Source organism: Microbacterium hibisci (assembly GCF_015278255.1).
Lineage (GTDB): Bacteria > Actinomycetota > Actinomycetes > Actinomycetales > Microbacteriaceae > Microbacterium > Microbacterium hibisci.
Map to the genome: position 1 here is coordinate 151,326 of NZ_JADIJC010000002.1, position 23,634 is coordinate 174,959.

Genomic DNA, 23,634 nt, shown 5'->3' on the forward strand with positions numbered 1-23,634 from the left:
CCGCAGCGCGACCCGGTTTCGCGCTCCGTGATCCGAGTGCCCGATGTGAGCGGACTGGCGAACGCCAGGGACCTGGGCGGCCTCCACCGCGAGGACGGCTCCATCACCCCGCACGGCGTCTTCGTTCGCACGGAATCGCTTGACCTCGTCGACGAAGATGGCTGGGACACACTGCGCCCGTCGCGATAGAAGACCGGCGACCGGGCCGCTGCCCTCACATCAGGCGATCCGACCGGCGGTGCAATCACGGCTCGAGATACGCCGCGAGGTTGGACAGGGATGATGTCAGTCCCTCGGCATGGTCTCGGGCTCGAACACCGTCCGGCACGTCTCGCGCCTCGAACTCGACCATCGTCCCTTCGTCCACGCTTCGCAGGCTCCACTGCATCCGCATCGTCCCCTGGAAAGCAGGATCATCCGAGTCGAAGGTGACCTGTTGCAGAACAGCCTCGTTGTGAACGATCCGTGTGATCATCACCTCGGACACGTCGGAGTCGGCCGACGTCTTACCGGGTGACGTCGACGCGTCGTCATAGGTGAGCACGAAGCGGTACGAGCCCCCTTCGCGCATGTCGAACCGCTCGAACCTGCCGCGCATCCCCTTCGGCGGGAGCCAGTCGGCGAGTGCGACGGGATCGGTGAGCGCGGCGAACACGCGCTGCCGGTCGACGTGGATGAGGAGAGACGCGCGGTCCGTTCGACCCATGGACCGATGGTAATCACGCCTGTCGGCTGTCGAACAGTGCACGCCGTCCCTCTCAGTCGCTTGCGCGCGTACCATCGCGCTCATGATGAGCGGCGGTCCGATCTCGATCACGACGCTGATGTGGCGACGACTTGACGTGCCGGGCACCGAGATCGCATTCGTCACGGAGCAGACGGGCCGGCTCGCCGTACGCGGGTCGCAGCACGCGTTGGATCCCGTCCCCTACTCGCTGACCTATCAGCTCCACGTGGGCGCGGAGCGCACCGCTCTGGCAGCACACGCCGAGGGCGCAGACTGGTCGCGGCGCCTCGAGCTCGCCCGCGTCGCAGAACGCTGGCACGTGACCACTGAGTCGCATGGCGCATCAGACCTCGCCGCGTTCGACGGAGAACAACTTCGGCCACCGGCGCCGCCTGGCATCGCGGACCCTGATCAGCTGCGTGACGCCCTGGATGTGGACCTCGGTGGATCGCCGATGACCAACTCCCTGCCCCTGCGCCGACTTCAGATGCTCCACCGCGAGCCCGGATGGTCGACCCGGATCCTCACCGCGTGGGTCCTGCCGCCGACACTGGAGGTCGTGCCGTCGGTGCAGTCTTACGCTGTCGAGGGCAGTCGCCTGATCCGGTACGGCGACGCCTCGTCGTCGCTGCTCGTTGAGTACGCCTCCGACGGGTGGGTGGCGCACTACCAAGGCGTCGCCGAGCGCGTCACCGCCCTTCCGAGGACCTGATCCCGGCGCCGGCGGATGCCTCTCGCCGCGCGCGTGCGGAATTGCCGCCTCGTTCTCGCGGTCGACCATGCCGGAACTTCGCCCTCTTCGCAGCATCCCCCGAGGAGTGGACGGGAGGGAATTCGAAATCAAGCTGTGGACAAGGGAACGAGTCGGATCGCGGTGTTCAGGGGCGGGGACCGCGGCCACCGTCAGCGCCGGGCGGCTGGGAGAGAGTCGCATCCGTGGTGGTGTCGACGCCGATGGCGAGCGATCCGGAATATCCGGATGCCGCGGTGCCGGTGAACGTGCCCAGCTGCAGGTCGTGGCCGTCGCCGAAGACGTTGTCGTTCCCGATGCCGCCGATTCGCGCGAGGTTGCCGGCCGAGCCGGGATAGGTATCGAGCGCGTAGACCGCATCGAGCATGTCCTGCGGGAAGGCGAGCTGCGAGATCGCGATGGCGTTGGCGCCGGTGGTCGCCGCGGCCGCGTTCTCGTAGATCTCGAAGTGGATGTGCGTCCAGCGTCCGGAATAGCAGCCGGGCACGATGGTCCGGAACGCGACCTGCCCGTTCGCGTCGGCGATCTGGACTCCGCGGAGGTATGTCTCGTCCTCGACGCCTTCGGAGTACATCGAGTAGCGGCCGTCGGCGTCGCACTGCCAGGCGTAGACGGCTACGCCCTCGAACGGCGCATCGCCGTTGGCCATGTCGGCCACGCTGAAGGTGAGCGACAGCGGGACTCCCTCCACGGTGGTTCCCCCGTCGAGGCTCGACGTGATGTCGCTGCGGACGATCCCTGACTCTTCGAGGATGTTGACGCCGTTCGTGCCGTCGGCCGGGTAGGGGCCGCTCGTCTCGTCGGGGATCTCGCCGGCGGCTCCCGTGGTCGCGTCCGTCGTGGACGACTCGCCTGGCGCCGGGGTCGACGATGATGCGCCGGTCGAGGACGAGCCGGTCGTCGCCGCAGCAGAGCATGCCGCCAACGCGACCGTCCCGACGCCGATGCCGACGAGACTGAGGACCGCGCGTCGGCTCACCAGTGTGCGGAGGTCGAAGCCGACGCCCTGGTCGACGATCTCGTCGTCGGGTCGAGCGAGCAGTCGGCCCTCGAAGGCGGGGCCATCCGGAGTCGCGTCGGGCTCGGGGATGCGGGCCATGTCGGCCTCCTTTCGGCTGTCCGCCTCTGGCGGATGACGCCAGCATGCACGCCGAATCTTGCCGAGGCCGGTGGCTTCTCTATGCCTCTGCTATGCCCGCTTCAGCCGGCATGCACGGACCCGTGTCGGCATCTCGCACGCCCACTGTGATGGCGGAATGTCCGGGGGTCTGGTTACCGTCGCCTGCGTGGCAGTTGGTGATGCGCTTGCGGGGCTGGATCCGGCACAGCTTGAGGCCGTCGAGCACGGCGAAGGGCCGCTTGTGATCGCGGCGGGGGCCGGCACCGGGAAGACGCGTGTGCTCACCGCACGGGTGGCGCGGTTGCTCGAGGCGGGGGTCGCACCCGAGCGGATCCTGCTGCTGACGTTCACGCGGCGCGCGGCATCCGCAATGCTCTCCCGTGCTGCAGTCATGTGCGGTGACGCGCAGGCGGCGCAGCGCATCGCCGGCGGCACGTTCCATGCCGTCGCGCACCGCATCGTCGCCGAGCACGCACAGTATCTGGGGCTGGAGGACGTCACTGTCATCGATCCCGACGACGTCATCGACCTGATCGACCTGCTGCGCGCCGAGCACGGGCTCGACGGCACCGAGGTGCGGTTGCCCACGACGCGCACCATCGCCGACATCGTCTCCCGCGCGATCAACACCGCGACCCCTGCCCGCGCCGTCATCGAAGCGCAGTTCCCCTGGGCGCTGGAGCAGGCCGACCAGGTCGTCGCCCTGTTGCGGCATTACCGCGAGCGCAAGCGCGAGCGCGGTCTGCTGGACCTCGATGATCTGCTCATCGCCTTGCGCGCGCTGGTGTCTGATCCGGATGTCGGTGCAAGGCTGCGGGGGCGCTGGGACTGGGTGCTGGTCGACGAGTACCAGGACGTCAACCAGCTGCAGGTCGACATCGTGCGCGGCCTCAGTCCCGACGGCCGCGGGCTCACGGTCGTCGGCGACGACGCGCAGGCGATCTACGCGTTCCGGGGTGCAAGCGCCGGGCACCTGCTCGACCTCGTCGAGGCGTACCCCGATGCCACGCTCGTGCGCCTGGAACGCAACTTCCGTTCCACGCAGCCGATCCTCGACCTCGCGAACCAGGTGCGACCGGGCGAGCTGAGGCTGCGGCTGGTCGCCGACCGTGCCCAGACGGGCGCCCGGCCGAGCCTGGTCGCCTGCCGCAACGCCGACGACGAGGCCCGCACGATCGCGGACCGCATCCTCGCCGCGCACGTCGACGGCACGCCACTGCGTTCGCAGGCCGTGCTGATGCGGACCGGGTCCCACAGCGCGCAGCTCGAGGTCGAGCTCAAGGTGCGGGGGATCCCGTTCCACAAGTTCGGCGGGATCGGCTACCTCGAGACCTCGCACGTGCGCGACCTGCTCGCCAGCTTCCGGGTGGTGCTCAACCCGGCCGACGAGGTGTCCTGGTACCGGCTCCTCACGCGGCATCGCGCGATCGGCAAAGCGAATGCGCGCGGACTGGCCGCGATACTCGCGGACGGTGGCGACGATTGCGCGGCCGACGCGGTCGCAGCGGCACCGGCGAAGGGGCGCACCGGGCTCGCGTCGACGCTGTCGCTGCTCGGCGCCGTCGACGCCACGACCGCCGTGGCGGAACTGGTCGAGGCGTGCCGGGGCGCGGTGGATCCGCTGTTGCGCGCGCACTACCCGGATTGGCACCGCCGCGTGACCGAAGTCGACTCCATCGCCCAGGCCGCCGCAGCGCAGAGCGACCTCCGCACCTTCGTGAGCGAGCAGGCGATCGACCCGGTGAACGTCGCCGGCGACTGGGCAAAGCAGCCGCATCTGGACGAGGACTGGCTGACGCTGTCCACGATCCACTCCGCGAAGGGCCTGGAGTGGGACGCGGTCCACCTGATGCGCGCCAACGACGGCGCGATGCCCTCCGACATGGCACTCACCTCGACCGCCGGGCTCGCCGAGGAGCAGCGCCTCTTCTACGTCGCACTCACCCGCGCACGCGACACCCTCGACGTGTACGTGCCCTCGCAACTGCCCACCCACCCCACCGCCTTCCTCGCCAAACACGTCGCCGCCAAACGCAGCAGGTTCCTCACCGAGTCCGCGCAGGCCCTCATGGAACAGGTCAGCACCACCGCCATCGCCTCGGAGCCCGCGATCAGACGAACCGTCGCGGCGCCGCGCGTGCGCACGGACTCGTTCGACGAACTCTTCGCCTGAACCCTCGGTGCGGATCGGTCGAGAGAATGGGGGCATGGCTGACGCTTCGTTCGTGGTGACCGGCGGTGCTGGCGGCGTGGGGCGAGCGATCGCTGACCGGCTTCGCGTGCATGGGCACGTCGTGGTCATCGACTCGACCACAGCCCGGGCGGAAAGCGATGTCGACCTCGTGGTCGGGGATGCGGGCGACCCTGATGTCGCGAGCGAAGCGGCTCGTCGTGCCGAGAATGCCGCACCCTTGCGCGGCTGGGTGAACAACGCCGCGGTCTTCCATGACGCCGGCATGACCACCGCTGCACCGGGTTTGCTCCTTGATCTCATCAACGCCAATCTCCGATTGGCGCTGACCGGCTGCCACACCGCGGTCAACCACTTCGCTCGGCATGGGCGCACGGGCTCGATCGTCAATGTGTCTTCTCACCAGGCGCAACGGGCGGTGCGGGGTGCTCTCCCGTACGCCACGGCGAAAGCAGCCATCGAGGGCCTCACCCGCGCGTTGGCAGTCGATCATGGGCCGGTCGGAATACGCGTCAACGCGGTCGCGCTCGGCTCGATCGACACCGAGCGGCTCGCGCACTACCGCCGGTCACACCCCCACGTTGATGCGGAGATGGCCACCCTGCACCCGCTGGGGCGCGTCGGGACCGTCGGTGAAGTGGCAGCAGCGGTCGACTTCCTGCTCTCCGACAGCGCGGGGTTCATCAACGGTGTCGTGTTGCCGGTCGACGGCGGACGGGCTGCCCAAGGCCTCGATCCGGAACAGCTCTAGCGTCCGCGCCCGCGACACGATCGCGCCGTCCCCCGATCGGGTAGCGCCTGCGCCCGCGGGCGTTCAGCGATGCCGCGCGGCATGGGATAGTGACGGGATGCCGAGCGCACAGGACATCGCCACCTTCTCAGACAGCCCGCCGCCGCCCGGCGCGAGCCCTTGGGTCGCGGGCGTGGAGACGCGAGAGGGCGACATCGCCATCGTCGAGCCCGACCCCGCCTGGCCGGACGTGTTCTCCCGCGTTGCGCGCGTCGTGCGGGATGCGCTCGGCGCACGGGCGCTGCAGGTCGAGCACGTCGGATCCACGTCGGTCCCCGGCCTGCCGGCGAAGCCCATCATCGACGTCGACCTGATCGTCGCGGACCCGGCGGACGAGGACGCGTGGCTCCCGGCTCTGGAGTCTGCGGGCTTCGTGCTGACCGTTCGCGAGCCGTGGTGGCACGAGCACCGCTGCCTGCGCCATGCGACCCCGCGTACGAACCTGCATGTGTTCGGACCGGAGGCGCCCGAACCCTGGAGGCACAGGATCTTCCGCGATCACCTGCGCCGCGACAGGGCCGAGCGCGAGCTCTACGCCGCGATCAAGCGCGAGGCCGCCGCCGTTGCGAATGCGCACGGCGAGACCGTTATGCAGTACAACGCCCGCAAGCAAGCGGTGATCCGCGAGATCTACGGCCGGGCGTTCGCCGCCGCGGGCCTCTGAGCCGACGAGGTCCCCGGCCCGCCAAGGCTCGCAGCCGCGTTCTCCTATCCACTTCCCAGCCCGCCCGGCGGCGCCCAGGCGTAGCATTTGCGCATGGATAGGCGGCATCCGCGCCGGTCACCTGCTCGTTGGCTCCCGATCGCCGGCGCGTTCGTCCTGGTTGCGGCCGTCGCCGCGGCCGTGGTCATCCCGACAGCCGCCGATGCCCAGGTGGATCTTCCCGACAAGACCCCCGCCGCGCTTCTGGACTTCGCCGCCGCGAGCGATGTCACCGCGATGACGGGGACGATCGAGCAGACGTCGGAGCTGGGCCTGCCTGACCTCTCGAGCCTCACGGGTCCCTCGGACGGTGGGGATTCGAGCGCCGGCGCCTCCGACGCGATCGACCTCCTGACCGGTTCGCACACGGCCAAGGTCTACCTCGACGGCGACAGGTCGCGGCTGCAGGTGCTCGATCGCCTTGCCGAACGCGACGTGTATCTCGACCGGTCCGCGGGGGAGGGCTGGTTCGTCGACTCCGAGACCAAGACCGCGACCCACTACACGGCGGGCGATGACGTGACATCTTGGGAGCGGCAGCCGGACGCGATGGTTCACACCCCGCAGCAGCTGCTCGATGACGCGCTCGCGAAGCTCGGCGACTCGACCGAGATCTCGGTCGGGACCGACGGGCGCGTGGCCGGACGGGACGTGTACGAGCTCGTGCTCGTGCCGAAGGACGCGGCCAGCCTCGTCGGTGAGCTGAGGTTCGCGATCGACGGCGAGACCGGCGCGGCGGTCGCGGCATCCGTCACCGCCCGCGGTGCCGACCTGCCCGCGTTCGACATCGCGTTCACCGACCTCTCGTTCGCGGCGCCCGACCCCGCGACGCTCACATACGACCCCGCGCCGGGATACACCGTCGAGAAGAAGACGCTGTCGTCGCCGCACATCGATTCCGGAGCAACGCACGACGGCGCGACGGATGCCGCGGCGCGGCCGGTCGTGCATGGCGAAGGCTGGGCCACCGTCGTCGAGCTGCCGCAAGCCGACCGCGGCACTCCGGATGCGGCGGGCCCGTACGCGGCGGCGCTCGAGCGCCTTGCCCGGCCGGTAGCGGATGGACGCGTGCTCGAGACCGCGCTCGTGACGGTGTACTTCGCCGACGACGGACGTGTATTCGCGGGTGCTGTCAGCGCTGATCACCTCGCCCGCGTCGCGGCCGGCGACTGAGCCCGCGGTGACCGACCTCGCCATCCAGACCTCCGGGCTGACGAAGCGGTTCGGCGCGCAGACGGCGGTGGATGCCGTCGCACTCGGCGTGCCGCACGGTTCGGTGTTCGGATTCCTCGGACCCAACGGGTCGGGCAAGACCACGACGATCCGGATGCTTCTCGGCCTGGTCCGCCCGACGGCAGGGGAGGCCCGCGTGCTGGGGCAGTCCGTGCCCGGCGCGCTCCAGACCGTGCTTCCGCGGGTGGGCGCACTCGTCGAAGGCCCCGCGTTCGCCCCTTTCCTCACCGGGAGGCAGAATCTGCATCGGTTCGACGCCGCGGGCCGGCACGCGGCATCCGTCACCCGCCGCAGGCGCATCGACGAGGCGCTCGAGCGGGTCGGGCTGACGTCGGCGGCCGACAAGAAGGTGCACGCGTACTCGCTCGGTATGAAGCAGCGCCTCGGCATCGCCAACGCTCTGCTCACGCCCCGCGAGCTGCTGGTGCTGGACGAACCGACGAACGGGCTCGACCCGCAGGGCACGCGCGAGGTGCGCGGACTCATCCGCTCCCTGGCCGGGGAGGGATCGACCGTGTTCGTCTCGAGCCACCTGCTCGCCGAGGTGGAGCAGGTGTGCACGCACGCCGGGATCATGCGTGCGGGGCGGCTCGTCGCATCCGGCACGCTCGACGAGCTGCGCAGCGGCGACGATTCGGGCCGCCTGCAACTGCAGACCCCCGATGTCGCGCGGGCGAGAGAAGTGCTCGCGAGCATGGGCATTGAGGCGACGGATGCCGCGCCCTCCACGCTCGCGGGAACGCTCGGTCCGCACGCGCCCGAGCCGGAAGCCATCGTTGCGGCCCTCGTGCGTGCCGAGGTGCGGGTGCGTGGCATTGCGGTCGAGCGGACGAGCCTCGAGGACAGGTTCGTCGAGCTGACGGGGCAGGGCTTCGATGTCGTCGCGTGATGCCGCCCCTGCCCCGACCGACGCGCCGACGGCGTGGTCGGCCCCGCTCAGCCCGGGCCGCGGGAGCGGCATCCCTGGTCTCCTCGGGAGTGAACTGGCGACGCTCTTCCGTCGCCTGCGGACGTGGATGATGCTCGGAGCGCTCGGCCTCGTCCCCGTTCTCCTGGGCGTGGCCGTGCGGATCGCGGGCGGCGCCCGCCCAGGCCGCGGGCCGGCGTTTCTCGATCAGCTCACCGACAACGGCGTCTTCGTCGGCCTCGCCGCGCTGACGATCGCGATCCCGCTCTTCCTCCCGCTCACCATCAGCGTCGTCGCCGGCGACACGATCGCGGGTGAGGCGAGCCTCGGCACCCTTCGCTACCTGCTGGTGGCTCCATCGGGGCGCGTTGCGCTGCTCGCGGTCAAGTACGTCGCCGCCGCCGTCTTCTGCGTGATCGCGACCTTCGCTGTCGTCGCGGTCGGCGTGATCGTCGGCGCGATCCTCTTCGGTGCCGGCCCGTTGACCCTGCTGAGCGGCACGCAGGTGAGCCTCGCCGAGGGGCTGCTGCGGTGTCTTGCGGTCGTCGCCTACGTGTCGGTATCGATGCTCGGGCTCGCCGCGATCGGCGTGCTGCTCTCGACCCTCACGACAGTGCCGGTCGGCGCCATGGCGGCTACCGCGATCCTCGCTGTCGCGGCGCAGATCGTCGGCCAGATCCCGCAGCTTTCGGCGCTTCACCCATACCTGTTCACCGATCGCTGGCTGGACTTCGGCGACCTGCTGCGCTCGCCGATCTCATGGGACTCGTTCCTCGACAACGCCCTCCTGCAAGCGGTCTGGATCGTGGTCGCCGGCGCACTCGCCGTCTGGCGGTTCACGACCCGCGATGTGCTGACCTAGCCGCGGTCCGCCCTACCTCGGGAGGCGTCCGCTCCGCCGTGCTAACCAGCTCTGCCATCGCAGGGTGCGCATGTGCGGGCGGTCAGCCTTGCCACCAGTGCTCAGGAGACATCCGCCCGGATCGGGACGATGCTGCGCCGTCGAGAGGCGATCCTCACCGCCGTCTGACGACCCCGTCTCGCGGCATCCGATTCTGTGCGCTCGACGGGTCAGCTGCTCTCGCGCGGGTCGCGCAAGCTGTCCATGGCGGCTATGAGGGTCGAGTGGATGTAGTCGAGTTCGGGTGTGGCGAAGTCCTCCCACGACTCGCCGGCATCGCCGGCATCCCAATCGCCGGTGGCGCCGGACGACTCGGCGGCGTCGGTGGAGTCAGGTGCCGCGTCCCATTCCTTTTCCGCCGGCGTGTGCTGGTAGACCCACCACAGGTGGCCGAACGGGTCGGCGAAACGGGAGAACACATCGCCCCAGAACTCGGTGGGCTCTGTGACGATCCGCGCACCGTGCGAGACGGCCCGCTCGAGAGTCGCCGACGCGTCGGCAACGTACACGCGCGTGAACGCGGGCGTATACGGCCACGTCGGCTTGCGGTCGGCGATGGTGAGGAGCGAGTCGCCGATGTGCACCTCGGAGTGGAGAACGAGCCCGTCCGCGTCGGCCGTGCGCGCGTCAGGGTTCTCGACCGCGTCGAAGACGGAGCGGACGAAGGCGATGAGGCCGGTCGCGTCATCCGTCATGATGAACGAGTTGACGGTGTTCGAGCCGGCGGGGGCCGGTGGGATGGGGCCGTAAGGCGGTGCGGACATGGGAATCTCCTTCGGATGACGGTCACACGATTCCCGACAACCCGGACAGCGTCGGTCCTCGGTACCCACCATTTCGCTGTCCCGGCTCGCCCGCAACGCTGGTCATGGATCGCGGCATTTCGGCACCGGGATCGGGCGGCCTGCGCGGGTGAGGGAACGCGCGCGAGGGAGCGCGCGTGTTCCTCGCCGCCTGCGGCGACCACTGATCGCCGAGCGGCGAGGCCGTTCGACGATCGCGACATGCGCGGGCGTGTCAGGTCGGCAGGTCCTCCGTGCGCTCGCCGGCAGGGCTCGGCGTGCTGGTGGCCGCCCAGCTCGCGAGCAGCTTGAGCCGATCCTCGTGCGGCGTGCCGGGCTCGGCGGTGTAGAGATTGAGGTTCCGCGCGGCGCGGTTGGGATCGGCGAGCTCTGCTGACTGATAGGTGAGCTCGATGTCGCCGACGACCGGGTGGCGGAGGCGTTTGAGGCCTTCGTGGCGAGTGCGGACCTCGTGCGACGACCACAGGCGGGTGAAGTCGTGACTTCTGGTGGAGAGCTCGCCGATGAGCTCTCGGAGTGCTCGGTCATCCGGCTCGCGTCCGGCCTCGGCACGCAGCAGCGCGACCGTGGCGGACGCGCCGCCTTCCCAATCCACGAAGAAGTCGCGCGCCGTGGGGTCGAGGAAGTGGAAGCGGGCGAAGTTCGCGCGGTCTCCGACAGTGGTCGGGCTGTCGAACATCGGGGCGTGGAGCGCGCGCGCGAGCGCGTTGGTCGCCAAGACGTCCAGGCGGCCGTTGCGGAGGAAGACGGCGCTGAGGGTGACGGAGTCGATCAGCCAGCGGACGGGGCCGTCGAGGGCACCGTCCTTCGGGCGCGGCAGTCGTCGGACGCTTGGGCGCGCGGCCTTGGCGAGGTCGAACAGATAGGCGCGCTCGTCGTCATTGAGCTCGAGAGCTCGCGCCACGGCCGCGAGGACCTCTTCGGAGACGCCCGTGATGTGGCCCTTCTCGAGGCGGGTGTACCACTCTGTGCTGACGCCCGACAGCACCGCGACTTCTTCACGGCGCAGGCCCGGAACGCGCCGTCGGCTGCCGGCGGGGAGGCCGACCTGCTCGGGGGCGATGCGCGCCCGCCGGCTGACGAGGAAGTCCCTGATGTCGTCGCGGTTGGTCGGGCTGTCCATGACCCCACGGTAACCCCGTCCGTCCGGCGGAGGGGGGTGGAGCCTGTACCCCCGATAACGCCGACCTCCCGCGCAGATGCGAGCCCGGCTGTGATGGGTGTTGTCGCCGCGAGATCCGCCGACATCCGGAGGAGCCACCAGATGACCACCGACAGCCACGCGGTCGCGGGTGCCGCCCTGTCCACTCCGCTGGGCGTGCAGGGACCGGCTGCCGTCGGCGCGATCATCGTGGCGCTCACGCTGATCCCCACCACGGCCCTCGCCGTGCTGCGGCGCCGCAGCCGCCGGCCGGTCTGATTCCTCCTGCCCGTCCTGAACCACCACCGAAAGGAAGCCATCATGCGCGCCACGCTCATGCACGGTCCCGGCGATGTCCGCGTCGAGAACGTTCCCGACTCCCGGATCAAGAACTCCACCGATGCGCTGGTGCGGATCACCGCGTCCTGCATCTGCGGATCCGACCTGCACCCCTACCACTCCATGGACCCGGCCGGAGGGCCGGCGCGGATGGGGCACGAGTTCATCGGCGTCGTCGAAGAGGTCGGAGCCGACGTCGTCACCGTGAAGAAGGGCGACCTCGTCGTCTCGCCGTTCGCGGTCTCCGACAACGTCTGCGGCATCTGCCGGGAGAATCTGCAGACCTCGTGCGTCCATCACGAGGCGAACTTCTGGGACGGCATCGCCGACGAGGGCGGACAGGCCGAAGCCATCCGCGTCCCGCTCGCGGACGGCACCCTCGTCAAGCTGCCCGTCGCGGAGGACTCCGCCCTCATCCCGTCGCTGCTGACCCTGTCGGACGTGTTCGGCACCGGCTACCACGCCGCCGTCGCCGGGGGCGTCGCGCCCGGCACATCCGTCACCGTCATCGGCGACGGCGCGGTCGGTCTGCTCGGTGTGCTCTCCGCCAAGCGGCTGGGCGCCGAGCAGATCATCCTGATGGGCCGCCACCAGGTGCGCACCGACCTCGGCCGCGAGTACGGGGCCACCGACGTCGTCTCGGCCCGGGGCGAAGAGGGCATCGCCCAGGTGCGCGACCTCACCGGCGGGATGGGTACCCATGTGGTCCTGGAAGCCGTCGGCTACATGTCGGCGTACGAGCAGGCACTCGGCGTGGTCCGCCGCGGCGGCACCATCAGCCGCGTCGGCGTGCCCCAGTACGAAGACGCGCCGATCGGGATGGGCAGCCTGTTCCGCCACAACATCCGCCTCGCCGGTGGACCGGCGCCCGTCCGCGCCTACATCGAGGTGCTCATGCCCGACATCCTCGACGGCACCATCCAGCCCGGCAAGGTCTTCGACGCCACCACCGACCTCGACGGCATCCCCGCCGGATATCAGGACATGGACGAGCGCAAGAGCCTCAAGGTGCTCATCACGCCCTGATGCCCGTCGGACCTCGGCGGCCCATCACCCCGCGCGGGTGGTGGGCCGCCGTCGTCGGGTGCCCCCACGGGAACGCCCTGCCGCTCGTCGGTCGCCGACCACGCATTTCGCCTCTGACCGGCGGCTTCAGGTGCCAGCGCGTCATTCGGCCACGGTCTGGCGTGGACCGGGCCACGTGGTCGCACGCGATGGTTGTCAAACGGTCGGTCTCCGCCCTACGATGCGAAGTGAATGGAGATTCACATTCTCATCCGTGCCGGACGAAGGAGTTCGAACGTGGCAGATATCAGCAGGCGCAAGCTTCTTCTGGCCGGAGGCGCGCTCGGCGCGGCCGGGGCCCTCGCGGCGGTCACGCCGGCACACGCGTGGACCTGGTCGTCGCTCGGGTCGATCGCCCAGACGAACACCACGCGCGACCCGCGGTTCGTATGGGACGACCCCGTCGACCCCGTGATGGCATCGCTCCTCGACCGCGGCGGGGTGCCCGAGGTCAACCGCATCCTCAAACCGTGGGTCTACAACGGGCAGTCCTTGCCGCCGGGGCTGCCTGCTGACGTGCACGGCATCGTCGACATGGCGCGGAAGCTGCCGGCGTGGGCCGATCTTCGCAAGCTCGACGTCGCGTACCGCTTCGCGACGAAGCGGGGACTCTACCTCGGCGTCCTCTACGGGATGAACAGCGGGATGATGAGCGCGGCCATTCCGCGCGAGGCGCGAGCGGTCTACTGGTCCAAGGGCGGCGCCGACATCCGCGACCGGATCGCCAAGACCGCGAAGCTCGGGTACGACATCGGCGCCTATCACGCGTACCGGCCGGACGGGAAGATGGTCGTGACCTGCGTGAAGACGCGCCTGACCCACTCCGCGGTGCGCCACCTCCTGCCGCAGTCGCCGCACTGGCGCGCGTCCGCCGACGAGCAGGTGCCCATCAGTCAGTACGACATCCTCGTCACCTGGCACAGTCTCGCCTCCAGCGTCATGCACAAGCTCAACGAGTGGGGCGTGCGGATTCCGCAGGACGAGTCGGATGCCTACCTGCATCTGTGGCAGGTGACCGCGTCGATGCTCGGCGTGAACGACGAGTTCGTCCCGGTCAGCTGGGAGCAGGCCGAGCAGCAGCGTCAGCAGGTGCTCGTGCCGCTCCTGGCCCGCACCGACGAGGGCGTGAAACTCGCCGACATGCTGGTCAATCTCGGCGAGTACATCGATTTCACGCTCGTGACCCAGCCGCTCTTCGAAGCGGTCACACGGTACATGCTGGGCGACACCGTCACCGACATGCTCGAGCTCACGCGGCGCCCGCTCGTGGAGAAGACCGTCTCGGAGGCCTGGCCGATCTTCATCAGGATCCGTGAAGCGGGTCTGCCGATCCCGCTCGCGCCGACGATCTACTCCGCGTTCGAGGAACTCATCCGCCTGTTCGCGTTGTTCTACCTGAACCCCTTCCAGCAGATCAACATCGACATCCCGACCGGGAACAACCCCGACTACCCCTACTGACGCGGGTTCTTCCCGTCGCGCGGCGCCGGCGGGTGCCGGCCTGGCGGACGAGGTTGATTCCGCAGTCGGTGTCTGCCCGAGGTCGACAGAAGCGCCCAACGGTCCGAACCTGCGAGGCGGTGAGCCCGTCGGATCGCGGTGGCGAGTGAGGTCGTCCGCCGGGAGCCACGCCGTAGGGTGAGAGGAAGTCTCGTCTCGAGGAGGGCGTCGATGTCCACCGCCGGCACCACTCGCAAGCGCGCTGATGCGATCCGCAACATCGAGTCCATCGTCGAGGCCGCCACCACGCTGCTTGCGGCGGATCCCGACGCCAGCATGCTGGCGATCGCGCAGGGGGCGGGGGTGGGCCGCGTCACGTTGTACGGCCACTTCCCGTCACGACCGGCGCTGGTCGCCGAGGTCGCCGCGCGGGCCATCGCGCACACCGACGAAGCGCTGAGCACCGTCGACACGGACGGCGATCCGCGCGAGGCGATGGAGCGCCTCCTCGCGGCGACGTGGCGACTGACGTACCGGTACGGGGGGATCGTGGTCGCCGCGAACCAGGCGTTGCCGCCCGAGGCGGTGCGGCGGGCGCACGATGAACCCGCGCGGCGCGTCCGCGCGCTGCTCGAGCGCGGTCGAGGGCAGCGCGTCTTCACCTCCGACATGCCCGTGGAGTGGCAGCTCACGACCATCCAGGCGGTTCTGCACGCCGCATCCGCTGCGGTTCATCGCCGCGAGATCACCGCCGAAGAGGCGCCTGGTCTCGTCACGGCGACGGTCCTCGCCGCCCTCACCCCACCCGGCCGAACGCGGAAGGCCGCGGGCCCGGGTCGCTGAGCCCGGACTACCCGGCGGCGGCCGCGGCCGAGGCCGTGCGCCCGGGCAGCAACGCGAAGGCCAGCACCGTCGAAGCCACCGCGACGACCACGAGCAGCCAGAACCCGTCGCTGTACGCGGCGTAGCTCTCGCCGCTGATCCCCGCGGCTACGATGCTCGAGACCGCCGAGACGCCGGTCGCCGCGCCGAACTCGTGGAACGTGCTCAGGGCTCCCGAGCCCACGCCGGCGTCCTGCGGGGCGACCGCCGAGAAGACGCTCGCCGCAGAGGCGACGAAAGCGAGCCCGATGCCGAGCGCCGCGAGGCTCATCCCGACGACGAGCAGGGTCATGCTGAAGGTCGTCGCGGCGAGCAGCGACGCCACGGCGGTGACCGCCAGGCCGGCGCCCCCGACGACGCGAGGGGAGAACCGGCCGAGCGCGCGTCCGCCGAGCTGCGCTCCCGCGATCGACCCGAGGGCGACCGGGAGGAAGACCAGGCCGGTGTCGAGTGCCGTGAATCCGTGCACGCGCTGGAAGATGAACGAGCCGAGGAAGAAAACGGCGATCATGAGCGCCGTGGCGACGAAGATGAGCCCGAAGCCGGTGGCGACCGGTCGGCGGGTCAGCATCGCCAGGTCGATCAGCGGGTTCTTCGCGACCCGCTGGCGCCAGACGAACGCTGCGTACCCGAGCGCGGCGACGACGATCGGAATCAGCGTCGCGAGACTGATCCATCCGGAATCGCCCGCGCTCACCAGTCCCAGGATCAACAGTGCGGTGGATGCCGTCACGACGACCGCCCCGATCCCATCCAGCCGTCCGCCCGCGGGCGTCCGCTGCGGCACCGTGCGGGGGAGGGCGACGAAGAGCACGACGCCGACGGGGACGTTGATCCAGAAGACCCACGGCCATCCTGGGCCCGAGGCGAGTACCCCGCCCAGCAGGACGCCGACGGCGGCGCCCGCGCCCCCGAGAGCGGACCACACGCCGAGCGCCTTGGCGAGCTCGGCGCCCTGGAAGGTGCGGGCGACCACCGACAGCGCGGCCGGCGAGAGCGCGGCTGCTCCCAGCCCTTGAGCGGCCCGCGCGGCGAGCAGGCTGAACGGATCCGAGGCGAAGCCGGCGAGCAATGAGGCGACGGTGAAGACACCGAGTCCGAGCAGCACGACCCTGCGGCTGCCGTAGACGTCGGCCGCCTTGCCGCCGAGGAGCATGAGGCCGCCGAACACGAGCGCGTAGATGCTGACGACCCACGTCAGCGTCTCGCGGCTGAGCTGCAGGTCGGCCTGCATCTGCGGGAGGGCGAGTGCCACGACCGTCACGTCGATGATGAGCATCAGCTGCGCTGTCGCCAGCAGCGCCAGCAGCAGCCAGCGCCCGGAGACGGTGCTGGGGGATGTCGTGGCTGGCCGTGTCGAGCGGGACATGCGTTCTCCTAAATCGGATGGTGATGTTCGAGTTGCGAAAGTAACATGAACACGCGTGTACGACAACGGTGCGGAGGGTCCATCGATATCAGAACGGGCGGAGGGCCATCCACATCGCCGTCTGCCGCAGCATCTCCGCCTCGCGATGACGGCGGGCTCTCTCGAGCTGGCGCAGGTGGTGCTGCTCTTCGTTCGTCAGTGGTTCGGGCGGCACCTTCCACCGGAGGAGTCGGTCGCGAAGGCGTGGGCGGCGAGCCGGCGCGCCGTCGGTGACACCGAGCGCGGGCGCGAGGTTCTGCAGGGACAGTTCGTCGAAGGCCATGCGCCCAGACTCGCGATCGTCGCCCCGCGCGACATCGCGCAGACCGTCAGAACTCGGCCTCATGTGTTCGAGTTGGGAATCAACCGATCGGTGGACGCCGTGATCGCCCGGGCCGGGTTGACTAGGCGTGCGCCCTGCGTAAGGCATTGCTTACATACGAATCGCAGACGAATGGAGTCGAATGAACGAGGCCACTGATCCCCTCAGCAGGATCTTCTTCGCGTTCGCGCATCCGCTCCGGCGCGACATCCTGGCGCGCCTCGAAGGAGGGGCCATCAGCGTGGGGGAGATCGCGAGCGCGTACGACGTGAGCCGGCCTGCCGTCTCCCAGCACCTCGGGGTGCTGGAGGCCGCCGGACTGATCGAGCGGACGGTGCATGCGCAATGGCGCGTCTGCAGCCTGCGGCCGGGCGGCATGGTCGACGCCGCCGCCTGGATCGCCGAACACCGCGCCGGCTGGAGCCAGCGCTTCGACCTCCTCGAGCAGCTTCTCGCACCCGGTGCGGACAGCCCCAAGAAAGGAACACCACGATGAAGACGCCCTCGTTCACCCTGACCCGCGAGTTCGCCGCAGGACCGGAAGCGGTATGGAGCGCCTGGACCGACCCCGTCCTCATGTCGCGCTGGATGCATCCGGCCGGCGTGACCACGCCGCTCGAGTCGGTCTCGTCCGACCCCGTCGTCGGCGGATCCTACGCCTACACCATGGTCGACGAGTCCGGCACGGAGTACCCGACGGCCGGGAAGTATCTCGAGCTCGTACGTCCCTCGCGGATCGTGTGCACGTGGGGGCCGGCGGGTGACCCCGCAGCCGCGTCGCGACTCACCGTCGAGCTGGAGCCCACCGCGATCGGCACGAGGATGACGTTCACGTGCGGCGTCGAGGCGGCGCCGGGCGACGACGTGCACGACGGCTGGGCGGAGGCGCTCGATTCCCTCGCCGCAACCCTCGGCACGCCGGTGCGATGAGCAGCTCGTCGCTCACCGAAGCGCCCGAGCGCGACGCGCCGCCCGGCGGAGGCAGGCGGACGTTCCTGCACCTCCTCGCCAACACGGTGCTGGCCAACACGGCCACCGGGTACCTCTGGTTCGCCGTGACGTTCTGGGTCTACACCGAGACGCGGAATGTCATGGCCTCCGGTCTCATCGGCGCGCTCTACCTTCTGCTCGTGGCGGTCCTCGCGCTGCCGATGGGGATGATCGTCGATCGGTTCCGCACGCGCCGCGTCCTCCTGGGTTCGGCCGTCGTCACGGTGGTGACGTTCGCCGGTGCCGGTGTCGTGCTCTTCACCCGCGCTGACACCGAGGTGCTGCAGCTCGGCGGGCCGTGGTTCTGGCTGTTCGCCGGTCTGGTGCTGCTGGGCGCGGTGTGCGAGCAGATCCGGGCGATCGCCCTGTCGACCCTGGTCACGCGGCTGCTCCCCGTCCCGGCTCATGCCCGCGCCAATGGGCTCGTGGGCGCCGCGCAGGGCGTGACCCTGATCGCGACGAGCGCGCTCAGCGGCATCACGGTGGCGTTCCTCGGCATCGGGTGGGCGTGGGCGCTCGCCACCGCGACGACGCTCGCGACGCTCATCCACCTCGCTGTGATCCGACTCGCCGACGGCGCTCCGACCGGAGCTTCGGGCGCAGCGACGTCGCAGGCTGCACCGCGCGCGCCCGCGGATCCGGGCGGCTGGCGCCTGATCCGCGGCATCCCGGGTCTTGTCCCCCTTCTCGCCTTCTGCATGCTGAACAACCTGATCGCTGGGGTCTACGTCGCGCTGCTCGACCCGTATGGTCTCAACCTGCTGCCCGCGCAGTGGTGGGGGCTGGCCTTCGGCCTCGCGTCGACGGGGATGGTCGTCGGTGGTGCGCTCGTCGCACGATTCGGGCTGGGGCGCCGGCCCGTCCGCACGATGCTGCTGGCCGTGATGCTCATGGGCGCGGTCGGCATGGTCTTCGCCCTCCGTGACTGGTGGATTCTGTTCGTCGTCGGGATCTGGGTGTATATGGCGCTCATGCCGGTCGTCGAGGCGACCGAGCAGACGGTCATCCAGCGCATCGTCGCCTACCGAGTGCAGGGGCGCGTGTTCGGGGCGGCGATGCTGCTGGAGTCCGCCGCGTCGCCGTTGATGGCGTTCCTCGTCGCGCCGCTCGCCGAGCTCGTGGTGATCCCGTACCTCGAGAGTCCGGAGGGGGCTCAGGCCTGGGGATGGCTGCTCGGTGACGGAGAGTCGCGGGGCATCGCCCTCATCTTCGTGTGCGCGGGCGCCGCGGCGGTGATCCTGGCGGGTGCGGCGTTCCGGACCCGGGCCTACGTCCTGCTGGCGAGGTCGGTGGCCTGACGCGGTGGCCGTGTCAACCGATCGGTGGACCGCAGACTCATCCGTCACCGACGCACGGCGCCTTCGCGGTCGATCCGCGGGGGAACGGATGCCGCGAAGCTGACGTCATGGCGATCATCGAGGTCTCAGAGGTCAGCAAGTCGTACGCCGGGCGCAGCGCGCTCGCCGACGTGACGCTGTCTGTCGACGCGGGCGAGGTCTTCGGGATCATGGGCCCGAACGGCGCGGGCAAGACCACGCTCGTGGAGATCATCGAAGGGCTGAGAGCGCCCGACGCCGGGTCGGTTCGCGTGCTCGGGCTGGATCCGCGCGCCGAGCGGCGCCGGCTCAACGAGTCACTCGGGGTGCAGCTGCAGCACACCCAGCTGCCCGACAACCTGAAGGTCGCCGAAGCCCTGAAGCTGTATGCCTCGTTCTACCGCGCGCCCGCTGACTGGCCCACCGTCATGCGGACGTGGGGGCTCGCGGAGCTTGCCGGCAGGCGCGTCGGCAAGCTGTCCGGCGGGCAGAAGCAGCGGCTTTTCATCGCCCTCGCCCTGGTCGGCGACCCGGATCTCGTGGTGCTCGACGAGCTCACCACCGGACTGGATCCGGGTGCGCGGCGGGAGACGCTGTCGATCGTGCGGCGGGTGCGCGACAGCGGGGTCACGGTCGTGCTCATCAGCCACTTCATGGAAGAGATCGAGGCGCTCTGCGATCGGGTCGCCGTCCTGAGTCAGGGGCGGGTGGTCGCGGTGGACACGCCGGCGGCGCTCGCGGCGCGGGTCGACGCTCGCACGCTCGACGGGGCGTTCGAGAAGCTCACCGGAGGGATCGAATCATGAGCTCGAATCTGGCCCGAGCCGACCGCCGGAGTCCGCGCGACACGGCCACCGCGCAGCTCACCATCGTCGAGACGAAGCTGCTGACGCGGGAACCGGGAGCCCTCTTCACGTTCGTGATCCCGGTGTTCATCCTGATCGTGTTCGGCACGTCGATCGGCCAGGGCGACACGACGCTCCTCCCGATGACCCTGGCCATCTCGGTCGCGCTGGTGGCGCTCTACCTGATGCCGACGACCCTGGCGTCCTACCGCGAGAAGGGCATCCTGCGCCGGCTGTCGACGACGCCGGTGCGGCCGGGAATCATCCTCGTCGTGCAGCTGGTGCTGCAGACCGTGGTCGCGCTGCTGACCGGCCTGATCCTCATCGCCGTGGCGGGGCTCGCCCTCGGGGCATCGCTCCCCGCCGACCCCGTCGCGTTCCTGGTCGTCTACGCCCTCGGCATCCTGTCGATGTTCTCGATCGGGCTCGTCATCGCCGCGGTGGCGCCGAGCGGCATGGCCGCGAACGGCATCGGAGTGCTCCTGTATTTCCCGCTCGCGTACCTGGCCGGGCTCCTGCAGCCTGTCGCGCTGATGCCCGCTACCATGGTGCGCATCGGGGAGCTCACCCCTCTGGGCGCGTTCCGCCAGGCATTGCAACAGGTCTGGCTGGGGCAGTCGCTCGAACTCGCGCCGCTGGGTCTGATGGCCGCATACGCAGTGGTGCTCAGCCTGGTGGCGGCCAAGCTCTTCCGCTGGGAGTGACGATGGACCAGCAAGACGCGAGACTGGTCGCCTTCGAGCAGCAGCTGGAGCGGGCGGTGACGGTCGTCCCCTACGTCATGCTGCTGCTGTCGACGGCGTTGTCGCTGATCGCGGGGCCGCAGTCCTGGGACGAGCGTGTGGTGACGCTCGGGCTCGCGCTGCTGGCGGCGCTGTGGATGTGGCTCCTCTCGAGCGTCCGACCGCCGGGACCGCTCTACGTCTGGGGTCTCATCGGGTTCATCGGTGTCCTGGCCTTCCGAGACCCGTGGTTCGCGGCGTTCTTCGGCTTCGTCGGCTACCTGCAGTCGTGGCACGTCCTGCGAGGGGCATGGCGGGTCGTCGGGATCGCCGCCACCGCGGTGGTCACGCTGACGCCACTCCTCAGAAACGTGATCCCCTTCACACCCCTGGGCGCGCTCGTGTACGCCCTCGTGATCGGCGCGCTCGTCATGCTGGTGGTGCTGTTCTGCCTGTTCGGCGACGTCACCGCCGAGCGGGCGCGCGAGCGCACGGGGATCATCGCGCAGCTCGAGGCCACGCTGCGCGAGAACGAGGAGCTGCAGCAGCGGCTCGTCCAGCAGGCGCGGGAGAGCGGGGCGCGCGACGAGCGGGAGCGGATCGCGATGGACATCCACGACACGCTCGCGCAGAGCTTCACGGGCATCATCACGCAGCTGCAGGCGGCGGAGAGAGCCGGCGATCGCCGCGATGAGCCCGCCGCGCGCCACCACCTCGACCTGGCGATGTCGCTTGCCCGCGGGGGACTCGATGAGGCGCGTCGGTCGGTGCGGGCGATCGGGCCGCGGATGCTGGATGCCGCGCGACTGCCGGACGCCATCACCACGCTCGCGGCCGAGTGGAGCGAGCGCAGCGGCGTGCGCGCGATCGTCCAGACCACGGGCAACGCGCAGCCGCTGCACCCGGAGGTCGAGACGACCCTCCTCCGCGTGGCGCAGGAGGCGCTTGCGAATGCGGCCAAGCACGCTCACGCGACGAGAGCGGGCGTCACCCTGTCGTACATGGGTGATCTGGTGTCGATCGACATCCGCGACGACGGCACCGGCTTCGACCCGGCGGCAGGCGCGAGCCCAGGCGGGTTCGGACTCACCTCGATGCGCGAGCGCGCGGCCCGCGTGGACGGGTCGCTGGCGATCGAATCCGCTCCCGGCGCGGGCACCGCCGTCTCGGCGACGCTTCCGGCGCTCTCACGGGACAGCGCATGACGGGCTCCGCCATCCGCGTCATGATCGTCGACGACCACCCCATCGTCCGCGACGGGCTGCGCGGCATGTTCGAAGGAACGACGGGCATCGAGGTCGTCGCCGAGGCCGGCGACGGCGCACGAGCGGTCGATCTCGCGCTCGTGCTGGAGCCGGATGTCATCCTGATGGATCTGCGGATGCCGCGCCTCGACGGCGTCGCCGCGATCCGCCGCCTCGCCGAATCCGGCTCGCAGGCAAGGGTCGTCGTGCTGACGACGTTCGACACGGAGGCGGAGGTGCTGCCCGCCATCGAGGCGGGCGCGACCGGATACCTCTTGAAGGACGTCGCGACGGAGGATCTGCTGCGGTCGGTCGAGGCCGCGGCGCGCGGGGAAGCGGTGCTGGCGCCGGCGGTCACGAGTCGTCTGATGGGTCGGCTCCGCGAGCCCGAGCCCGCCCTCAGCGATCGGGAGCTCGAGGTGCTGCGGCTCGTGGCGCAGGGGACGACCAATCGCGACATCGCGTCCGCCCTGTTCCTCAGCGAGGCGACGGTCAAGACGCACCTGCTCCACATCTACGCGAAGCTCGGCGCTGCGGACCGCGCGGCCGCGGTGGCGGTCGGGTTTCAGCGCGGTCTGCTCCACTGACTCTCGCTGCCCCGGGGACGGGGAGAAAGCCCCTCCGGGCGCGGGGCGGACTGGCCTAGTCTCATCACCATGGGGACGACGGCGCACGCCTATCTGACGGGGTTCGGGTCCTACCTGCCGGGGGAGCCGGTCGACAACGACGCGATCGTGACGCGCCTCGGCGGCGAGGATCCGGTCACCGACCGCATCAGACGCCGCATCCTCGAGTCCAACGGCATTCGTCAGCGCCATTACGCGCTCGACGCGCACGGCGAGCCGACCGAGCTCAACGAAGAGCTCGCGGTCAAGGCGCTCCGCGCCGCCCTCGACGACCGCGGCATCACCGCGGACGACCTCCGCATGCTGGCGTGCGCGACGACGATGGGCGATGTGCTCGTTCCGGGGTTCGCCTCCATGGTCCACGGACGCCTCGGCGGGGGCCCGATGCAGCTGCTGTCGGCGTCCGGGGTGTGCGCGTCGAGTCTCGCGGCCCTCGATGCGGCGGTGAGCAAGATCCGGCTCGGCGATCACCCGCGCGCCGCCGTCGTCGGCTCCGAGCTCGCGAGCCGGAGCCTGCGGCAACGCCGCTATGACGGCATCCGTGCGGGCATGGACTCCCACTTCCTGCGCTGGATGCTCTCGGACGGCGCCGGCGCGGTCGTGGTCGAGTTCCAGCCGCACCCGAGCAAGCCGTCGTTGCGGGTCGACTGGGTGCGGCACGTGTCCCTCGCCCACGAGCACGACGTCTGCATGCGGGCCGGCATGGTCGGTGCCGAGCCGGTCGTCGGCGGCACCTGGCAGGATCTCGACATCGACGATGCCGAGGCGGCCGGCATGTTCCTCCTCCGGCAGGACGTCGGCATGCTCGACGACCTCGCGGATGCCGGCATCCGGCAGTTCGAGGAGCTCGTCGACATCGGGCTCGTGGACGTCCGGCATCTCGACCACGTCGTGTGCCACTACAGCACGAACGTGTTCCGCGACGTCGCCTTCGACGCGCTGCGACGGCGCATTCCGACGCTCGACACCGACCGCTGGTTCTCGAACCTCGAGACCCGCGGCAACACCGGCTCGGCGAGCATCTTCATCGCCCTCGAAGAGGCCTGGCGCACCGGCCGGTTCGCCGTCGGCGAGACGGTGCTGCTGGCGGTGCCCGAGTCGGGACGCTTCTCATTCGCCTTCGCCCACCTCACGGTGGTCGGCCCGCCCGCACAGCAAGGAGCATGAC

Annotated in this window: 26 protein-coding genes; 20 read left to right on the forward strand and 6 right to left on the reverse strand. The window is 70.1% G+C overall.

Translation table 11 applies throughout. The features are described from left to right. Nucleotides 1-45: 45 nt before the first annotated feature. A complete protein-coding gene (locus IM770_RS04815; protein ID WP_307785379.1) occupies nucleotides 46-189 on the forward strand; it encodes a tyrosine-protein phosphatase in 144 nt (47 codons plus the stop codon). Nucleotides 190-244: 55 nt separating this feature from the next. Here the strand turns inward: IM770_RS04815 and IM770_RS04820 are convergent, their stop codons facing one another. Further along, nucleotides 245-817 (reverse strand): SRPBCC domain-containing protein, encoded by a 573-nt coding sequence (locus IM770_RS04820; protein ID WP_307785380.1) that lies wholly within the window; start codon nucleotides 815-817, stop codon nucleotides 245-247. Between the two features lie 7 nt (nucleotides 818-824). On the opposite strand from IM770_RS04820, the gene IM770_RS04825 reads away from it, so the two are divergent. Further along, nucleotides 825-1,439: a putative glycolipid-binding domain-containing protein gene (locus IM770_RS04825; RefSeq protein ID WP_239065835.1), complete on the forward strand. Its 615-nt coding sequence runs from the start codon at nucleotides 825-827 to the stop codon at nucleotides 1,437-1,439. Between the two features lie 166 nt (nucleotides 1,440-1,605). Here the strand turns inward: IM770_RS04825 and IM770_RS04830 are convergent, their stop codons facing one another. Further along, a complete protein-coding gene (locus tag IM770_RS04830; RefSeq protein WP_203580006.1) occupies nucleotides 1,606-2,577 on the reverse strand; it encodes a dioxygenase family protein in 972 nt (323 codons plus the stop codon). 187 nt (nucleotides 2,578-2,764) lie between these two features. On the opposite strand from IM770_RS04830, the gene IM770_RS04835 reads away from it, so the two are divergent. The 6 genes from IM770_RS04835 (at nucleotide 2,765) to IM770_RS04860 (ending at nucleotide 9,284) form a co-directional block, all read left to right on the forward strand. Next, complete coding sequence (locus tag IM770_RS04835) at nucleotides 2,765-4,771, forward strand: ATP-dependent helicase (RefSeq protein WP_203580007.1); 2,007 nt, start codon at nucleotides 2,765-2,767, stop codon at nucleotides 4,769-4,771. 34 nt (nucleotides 4,772-4,805) lie between these two features. Next, on the forward strand, nucleotides 4,806-5,540 hold the full coding sequence (locus IM770_RS04840; RefSeq protein ID WP_203580008.1) for an SDR family NAD(P)-dependent oxidoreductase: 735 nt from the start codon (nucleotides 4,806-4,808) through the stop codon (nucleotides 5,538-5,540). A 97-nt stretch (nucleotides 5,541-5,637) separates the two neighbouring features. Then, a complete protein-coding gene (locus tag IM770_RS04845; RefSeq protein WP_203580009.1) occupies nucleotides 5,638-6,243 on the forward strand; it encodes a GrpB family protein in 606 nt (201 codons plus the stop codon). A gap of 93 nt (nucleotides 6,244-6,336) precedes the next feature. Then, nucleotides 6,337-7,455, forward strand: coding sequence for a LolA family protein (locus tag IM770_RS04850; RefSeq protein WP_203580010.1), 1,119 nt, complete (start codon nucleotides 6,337-6,339; stop codon nucleotides 7,453-7,455). Nucleotides 7,456-7,462: 7 nt separating this feature from the next. After that, nucleotides 7,463-8,404 carry an ABC transporter ATP-binding protein gene (locus tag IM770_RS04855; RefSeq protein ID WP_203580011.1) on the forward strand — a complete coding sequence of 314 codons (942 nt, stop codon included), beginning with the start codon at nucleotides 7,463-7,465 and terminating at the stop codon, nucleotides 8,402-8,404. Continuing rightward, nucleotides 8,391-9,284, forward strand: a complete 894-nt coding sequence (locus IM770_RS04860; protein WP_203580012.1) for an ABC transporter permease — start codon at nucleotides 8,391-8,393, stop codon at nucleotides 9,282-9,284. Before IM770_RS04855 ends, IM770_RS04860 begins: the two co-directional genes overlap by 14 nt. 209 nt (nucleotides 9,285-9,493) lie before the next feature. Here the strand turns inward: IM770_RS04860 and IM770_RS04865 are convergent, their stop codons facing one another. Further along, entirely contained in the window at nucleotides 9,494-10,087 is a 594-nt protein-coding gene (locus IM770_RS04865; protein ID WP_203580013.1) for a VOC family protein, read from the reverse strand. Nucleotides 10,088-10,340: 253 nt separating this feature from the next. Beyond that, nucleotides 10,341-11,249, reverse strand: a complete 909-nt coding sequence (locus IM770_RS04870; protein ID WP_203580014.1) for a helix-turn-helix transcriptional regulator — start codon at nucleotides 11,247-11,249, stop codon at nucleotides 10,341-10,343. Between the two features lie 141 nt (nucleotides 11,250-11,390). Here IM770_RS04870 and IM770_RS04875 point away from each other — a divergent pair, with 141 nt between their 5' ends. The 4 genes from IM770_RS04875 (at nucleotide 11,391) to IM770_RS04890 (ending at nucleotide 14,954) form a co-directional block, all read left to right on the forward strand. After that, on the forward strand, nucleotides 11,391-11,546 hold the full coding sequence (locus IM770_RS04875) for a hypothetical protein (RefSeq protein WP_203580015.1): 156 nt from the start codon (nucleotides 11,391-11,393) through the stop codon (nucleotides 11,544-11,546). Nucleotides 11,547-11,588: 42 nt separating this feature from the next. Then, nucleotides 11,589-12,632: a zinc-binding dehydrogenase gene (locus IM770_RS04880; protein WP_203580016.1), complete on the forward strand. Its 1,044-nt coding sequence runs from the start codon at nucleotides 11,589-11,591 to the stop codon at nucleotides 12,630-12,632. A gap of 276 nt (nucleotides 12,633-12,908) precedes the next feature. Continuing rightward, the gene (locus IM770_RS04885; protein ID WP_203580017.1) at nucleotides 12,909-14,132 is read left to right on the forward strand and encodes an oxygenase MpaB family protein; all 1,224 of its coding nucleotides are present in this window, start codon (nucleotides 12,909-12,911) and stop codon (nucleotides 14,130-14,132) included. 210 nt (nucleotides 14,133-14,342) lie between these two features. Continuing rightward, on the forward strand, nucleotides 14,343-14,954 hold the full coding sequence (locus IM770_RS04890) for a TetR/AcrR family transcriptional regulator (RefSeq protein ID WP_203580018.1): 612 nt from the start codon (nucleotides 14,343-14,345) through the stop codon (nucleotides 14,952-14,954). Nucleotides 14,955-14,961: 7 nt separating this feature from the next. On the opposite strand, the gene IM770_RS04895 is transcribed toward IM770_RS04890, so the two are convergent. Together IM770_RS04895 and IM770_RS04900 are read right to left on the reverse strand one after the other, a co-directional pair. Further along, the gene (locus IM770_RS04895; protein WP_203580019.1) at nucleotides 14,962-16,362 is read right to left on the reverse strand and encodes an MFS transporter; all 1,401 of its coding nucleotides are present in this window, start codon (nucleotides 16,360-16,362) and stop codon (nucleotides 14,962-14,964) included. 88 nt (nucleotides 16,363-16,450) lie between these two features. Then, entirely contained in the window at nucleotides 16,451-16,684 is a 234-nt protein-coding gene (locus tag IM770_RS04900) for a hypothetical protein (RefSeq protein WP_203580020.1), read from the reverse strand. A 181-nt stretch (nucleotides 16,685-16,865) separates the two neighbouring features. Here IM770_RS04900 and IM770_RS04905 point away from each other — a divergent pair, with 181 nt between their 5' ends. The 8 genes from IM770_RS04905 (at nucleotide 16,866) to IM770_RS04940 (ending at nucleotide 23,633) form a co-directional block, all read left to right on the forward strand. Then, entirely contained in the window at nucleotides 16,866-17,219 is a 354-nt protein-coding gene (locus IM770_RS04905) for an ArsR/SmtB family transcription factor (RefSeq protein ID WP_203580021.1), read from the forward strand. Next, nucleotides 17,216-17,653 carry an SRPBCC family protein gene (locus IM770_RS04910; protein WP_203580022.1) on the forward strand — a complete coding sequence of 146 codons (438 nt, stop codon included), beginning with the start codon at nucleotides 17,216-17,218 and terminating at the stop codon, nucleotides 17,651-17,653. The genes IM770_RS04905 and IM770_RS04910 overlap by 4 nt, the downstream gene beginning before the upstream one ends. Beyond that, a complete protein-coding gene (locus tag IM770_RS04915) occupies nucleotides 17,650-19,011 on the forward strand; it encodes an MFS transporter (protein WP_203580023.1) in 1,362 nt (453 codons plus the stop codon). The genes IM770_RS04910 and IM770_RS04915 overlap by 4 nt, the downstream gene beginning before the upstream one ends. A 107-nt stretch (nucleotides 19,012-19,118) precedes the next feature. Next, nucleotides 19,119-19,835 (forward strand): ABC transporter ATP-binding protein, encoded by a 717-nt coding sequence (locus IM770_RS04920; protein WP_203580024.1) that lies wholly within the window; start codon nucleotides 19,119-19,121, stop codon nucleotides 19,833-19,835. After that, the gene (locus IM770_RS04925; protein WP_203580025.1) at nucleotides 19,832-20,578 is read left to right on the forward strand and encodes an ABC transporter permease; all 747 of its coding nucleotides are present in this window, start codon (nucleotides 19,832-19,834) and stop codon (nucleotides 20,576-20,578) included. Before IM770_RS04920 ends, IM770_RS04925 begins: the two co-directional genes overlap by 4 nt. Nucleotides 20,579-20,580: 2 nt before the next feature. After that, on the forward strand, nucleotides 20,581-21,801 hold the full coding sequence (locus IM770_RS04930; protein ID WP_203580026.1) for a sensor histidine kinase: 1,221 nt from the start codon (nucleotides 20,581-20,583) through the stop codon (nucleotides 21,799-21,801). Beyond that, complete coding sequence (locus tag IM770_RS04935; protein ID WP_203580027.1) at nucleotides 21,798-22,427, forward strand: response regulator; 630 nt, start codon at nucleotides 21,798-21,800, stop codon at nucleotides 22,425-22,427. The genes IM770_RS04930 and IM770_RS04935 overlap by 4 nt, the downstream gene beginning before the upstream one ends. A 69-nt stretch (nucleotides 22,428-22,496) precedes the next feature. Further along, entirely contained in the window at nucleotides 22,497-23,633 is a 1,137-nt protein-coding gene (locus IM770_RS04940; protein ID WP_203580028.1) for a 3-oxoacyl-[acyl-carrier-protein] synthase III C-terminal domain-containing protein, read from the forward strand. The last annotated feature ends 1 nt before the right edge of the window (nucleotide 23,634 follow it).